The 3,439-nt window shown below is 66.1% G+C and carries 6 protein-coding genes; all 6 read right to left on the reverse strand.

Annotated features, from left to right (window positions below; genetic code table 11):
* On the reverse strand, positions 1-1,296 hold a 1,296-nt coding region (nuoL, locus tag RIF93_RS19475; protein WP_309093103.1), incomplete at its 3' end, for an NADH-quinone oxidoreductase subunit L.
* An 11-nt stretch (positions 1,297-1,307) separates the two neighbouring features.
* Positions 1,308-1,616, reverse strand: coding sequence for an NADH-quinone oxidoreductase subunit NuoK (gene nuoK, locus RIF93_RS19480; RefSeq protein WP_309093104.1), 309 nt, complete (start codon positions 1,614-1,616; stop codon positions 1,308-1,310).
* Positions 1,613-2,239: an NADH-quinone oxidoreductase subunit J gene (locus tag RIF93_RS19485; RefSeq protein WP_309093105.1), complete on the reverse strand. Its 627-nt coding sequence runs from the start codon at positions 2,237-2,239 to the stop codon at positions 1,613-1,615. Before RIF93_RS19485 ends, nuoK begins: the two co-directional genes overlap by 4 nt.
* A gap of 63 nt (positions 2,240-2,302) precedes the next feature.
* On the reverse strand, positions 2,303-2,794 hold the full coding sequence (nuoI, locus tag RIF93_RS19490) for an NADH-quinone oxidoreductase subunit NuoI (protein ID WP_309093106.1): 492 nt from the start codon (positions 2,792-2,794) through the stop codon (positions 2,303-2,305).
* Positions 2,795-2,801: 7 nt separating this feature from the next.
* The gene (locus RIF93_RS19495; protein WP_309093107.1) at positions 2,802-3,002 is read right to left on the reverse strand and encodes a hypothetical protein; all 201 of its coding nucleotides are present in this window, start codon (positions 3,000-3,002) and stop codon (positions 2,802-2,804) included.
* Positions 2,999-3,439 (reverse strand): NADH-quinone oxidoreductase subunit H (locus RIF93_RS19500; RefSeq protein WP_309093108.1); only part of this gene is annotated, 441 nt, incomplete at its 5' end. The genes RIF93_RS19500 and RIF93_RS19495, both read right to left, overlap by 4 nt.

The following is a 3,439-nucleotide window of genomic DNA, read 5'->3' on the forward strand; positions in this document are numbered from 1 at the left end:
GCCGATGGCGTGGCCGGCCTGAGCGCCCTCGTAGGCCGCGTGAATGATCGCGTCCTTGGAGTAGAAGCCGGCGAAGCCCCAGTCGACGAAGGGAATGCCCAGGCCGGTGATGGCGATCGTGCCGATAGTCATCACCGCATAGGTGATGGGCAGGTACTTCGAAAGCGCGCCGTAGCGGCGCATGTCCTGCTCGTGGGCCATGCCGTGGATCACCGAGCCCGCGCCCAGGAACAGCAGGGCCTTGAAGAAGGCGTGCGTGAACAGGTGGAACATGGCCGCCTGATAGGCGCCGACGCCCGCGGCGAAGAACATGTAGCCCAGCTGCGAACAGGTCGAATAGGCGATGACCCGCTTGATGTCGTTCTGCGTCAGGCCGACGGTGGCGGCGAACAGGGCCGTCACCGCGCCGATGATCGTCACGACGTTCTTCGCGACGGGCGCGTATTCGAACATCGGCGACAGCAGGCAGACCATGTAGACGCCGGCCGTCACCATCGTGGCGGCGTGGATCAGGGCCGACACCGGGGTCGGGCCCTCCATGGCGTCGGGCAGCCAGGTGTGCAGGAAGAACTGGGCCGACTTGCCCATAGCGCCGATGAACAGCAGCACGCAGGCGAGGTCCAGCAGGCGCCAGTCGCGGCCGATGAACTCCCAGGTGCGCGCCGTCGCGCCCGTGATCTGGGGGAACAGTTCGGCGAACTGGATCGTCCCGAAGGCCCAGAACACCGTCATGATGCCGAGCGCAAAGCCGAAGTCGCCGACGCGGTTGACCACGAACGCCTTGATGGAGGCGGCGTTGGCCGTCGGCTTCTTGAACCAGAAGCCGATCAGCAGATAGCTCGCGAGGCCCACGCCTTCCCAGCCGAAGAACAGCTGCATGAAGTCGGCGGCGCTGATCAGCGCCAGCATGGCGAAGGTGAAGAGCGAGAGATAGGCGAAGAACCGCGGCTTATGCGGGTCTTCGGCCATGTAGCCCCACGAATAGAGGTGCACCAGCGACGAGACGGTCGTGACGACCACCAGCATCACCGCCGACAGGCCGTCGAGACGGAACGACCAGTTCGAGATGAAGTCGCCGACGTGGATGAACGGAGCGTAGGTGACCGTGAACGGCTCCAGGCCGCCCCAGGTCCACTGGCTGAACACCACCCACGACAGCGCCGCGGACAGGAACAGGAGGCCAGTGGTGACCGCCTGGCTGACGACGCTCGGGATGAAGCGTCCGAAGAGACCGGCCGTGATCGCGCCCAGCAGCGGGCCGAACAGGATGATCGAGACGAGGACTTGCGGATCCATGGACTTCTCGCTCAGCCCTTCATCATCGAGGCGTCGTCCACGGCGATGTCGCCGCGGTTACGGAAGAAGGTGACCAGGATGGCCAGGCCCACCGCGGCCTCGGCGGCCGCGACGGTGAGCACGAACATGGCGAAGATCTGCCCCACCACGTTGCCGAGGTAGACCGAGAACGCCACCAGGTTGATGTTCACGGCGAGCAGGATCAGCTCGACCGACATCAGGATGACGATGATGTTCTTGCGGTTCACGAAAATGCCGAAGACGCCGATCGTGAACAGGATGGCGGCGACGGCCAGGTAGTGCGCTAGGCCGATGGTCATTCGCCGATCCCCTCGCCCGGCTTGATGTCGATGACGCGCATGCCGGTCTTCGGCGTGCGCAGGACCTGGTCGGCGACGAGCTGGCGCTTCACGCCCGGCTTGTGGCGCAGGGTGAGCACGATCGCGCCGATCATCGCCACCAGCAGCACCAGGCCCGCCGCCTGGAAGAAGTAGACGTAGTCCGTGTAGAGCACCCGGCCGATCGCCTCGGCGTTGGTGACGTCGACCGGCCCGCGGCCGGCCGCCATCGGCAGCGCGTTGCCGGCGGCGGCGCCGCGCGCCGCCACGGTCGAGGACACGACGACCATCTCCACCGCCAGCACGCCTGCGATCAGCAGGCCCAGCGGCATGTAACGGGCGAAGCCTTGCCGGAGCGCGGTGAAGTCCACGTCCAGCATCATCACCACGAAGAGGAAGAGCACCGCGACGGCGCCCACGTAGACGACCACCAGCAGCATCGCCAGGAACTCCGCGCCCATCAGGACGAAGAGACCGGCGGCCGAGAAGAAGGCCAGGATCAGCCACAGCACCGAGTGCACCGGGTTGCGCGCGGAGACCACGCCAAAACCGGCTGCGACGGTGACTGCCGCCATCAAGTAGAATGCGATCGCCTGCAGGGCCATTCGGCTCTCTTTTTCGTCCCTCGGATTTGCCCGCGTCGCGGGCGGCGGAATCGCGCCGCGGGTTTAGCGGTACGGCGCGTCCAGTTCCAGATTCTTCGCGATCTCGCGTTCCCAGCGGTCGCCGTTATCCAGCAGGCGCTCCTTGTCGTAGTAGAGCTCCTCGCGGGTCTCGACGGCGAATTCCAGGTTCGGGCCTTCCACGATGGCGTCCACCGGGCAGGCCTCCTGGCACAGGCCGCAGTAGATGCACTTCACCATGTCGATGTCGTAGCGCGTCGTCCGGCGGCTGCCGTCGGCGCGCGGTTCCGCCTCAATGGTGATCGCCTGAGCCGGGCACACCGCCTCGCAAAGCTTGCAGGCGATGCAACGCTCTTCCCCGTTGGGATAGCGGCGCAACGCGTGCTCGCCGCGGAACCGGGGGCTCTGCGGATTGCGTTCGTGCGGGTACTGCACGGTCTTCTTGGGCCGCACCATGTGCTTCATGGCGAGGCCGAAGGCGCCCGCGAAATCCAGCAGGGCCGCGCCCTTCACCGCCTGACCGATCCGGTTCAGCATCGTCGTCTCAGTCCTTTTGGCAGGCCCAGTGGTCCAGACGCCTGGAGTCCCCCTGGTCCCGAAGCTTCAGCGTCATCCCCTTGGCGGCGCAGGCCTGCTGCGCGTCGCGAAGGGCGTCGTAGGTCGCAAAGCCCTCGTCGCGGTACGCCGGCGCGCTCGCGCAGGCGCTCAGCGCCACAAGGGCCATGATGGCGGTCACCGTCCTCATGCGCCCATCGCCGGCCGCAGCACGAACAGCGCCCAGCCCGAGATGAAGAAGATCGCGATCAGCGAGAACGGAAGGAACACCTTCCACCCCAGCCGCATCAGCTGGTCGTAGCGGTAGCGGGGCACGATCGCCTTCGCCATGGCCACGAGGAAGAAGAAGAAGATGACCTTCAGGAAGAACCACATGAAGTAGAAGAAGCTGGCCGCCGTCGGCGCCCAGGCGTCGGTGAACGGCGTCGGGAACGGCGCGGTCCAGCCCCCGAAGAACAGGATCACCGTCATCGCGCAGATCAGCACGATGTTGGCGTACTCGCCGATCTGGAACAGCAGGTAGGGCGTGGACGAATACTCGACGGCGTAGCCGGCCACGAGCTCGGACTCGGCTTCGGGCAGATCGAACGGCGGGCGGTTCGTCTCCGCCAGGCCCGAGATGAAGAA

Origin of the sequence: Phenylobacterium sp. (assembly GCF_031181185.1) — a bacterium.
Taxonomy (GTDB): Bacteria; Pseudomonadota; Alphaproteobacteria; order Caulobacterales; family Caulobacteraceae; genus Phenylobacterium.

Coding starts and splice junctions, on each gene's coding strand:
- nuoK (WP_309093104.1), bottom strand. CDS start 1,616: ATGACCATCGGCCTAGCGCACTACCTGGCCGTCGCCGCCATCCTGTTC.
- RIF93_RS19485 (WP_309093105.1), bottom strand. CDS start 2,239: ATGGCCCTGCAGGCGATCGCATTCTACTTGATGGCGGCAGTCACCGTC.
- nuoI (WP_309093106.1), bottom strand. CDS start 2,794: ATGCTGAACCGGATCGGTCAGGCGGTGAAGGGCGCGGCCCTGCTGGAT.
- RIF93_RS19495 (WP_309093107.1), bottom strand. CDS start 3,002: ATGAGGACGGTGACCGCCATCATGGCCCTTGTGGCGCTGAGCGCCTGC.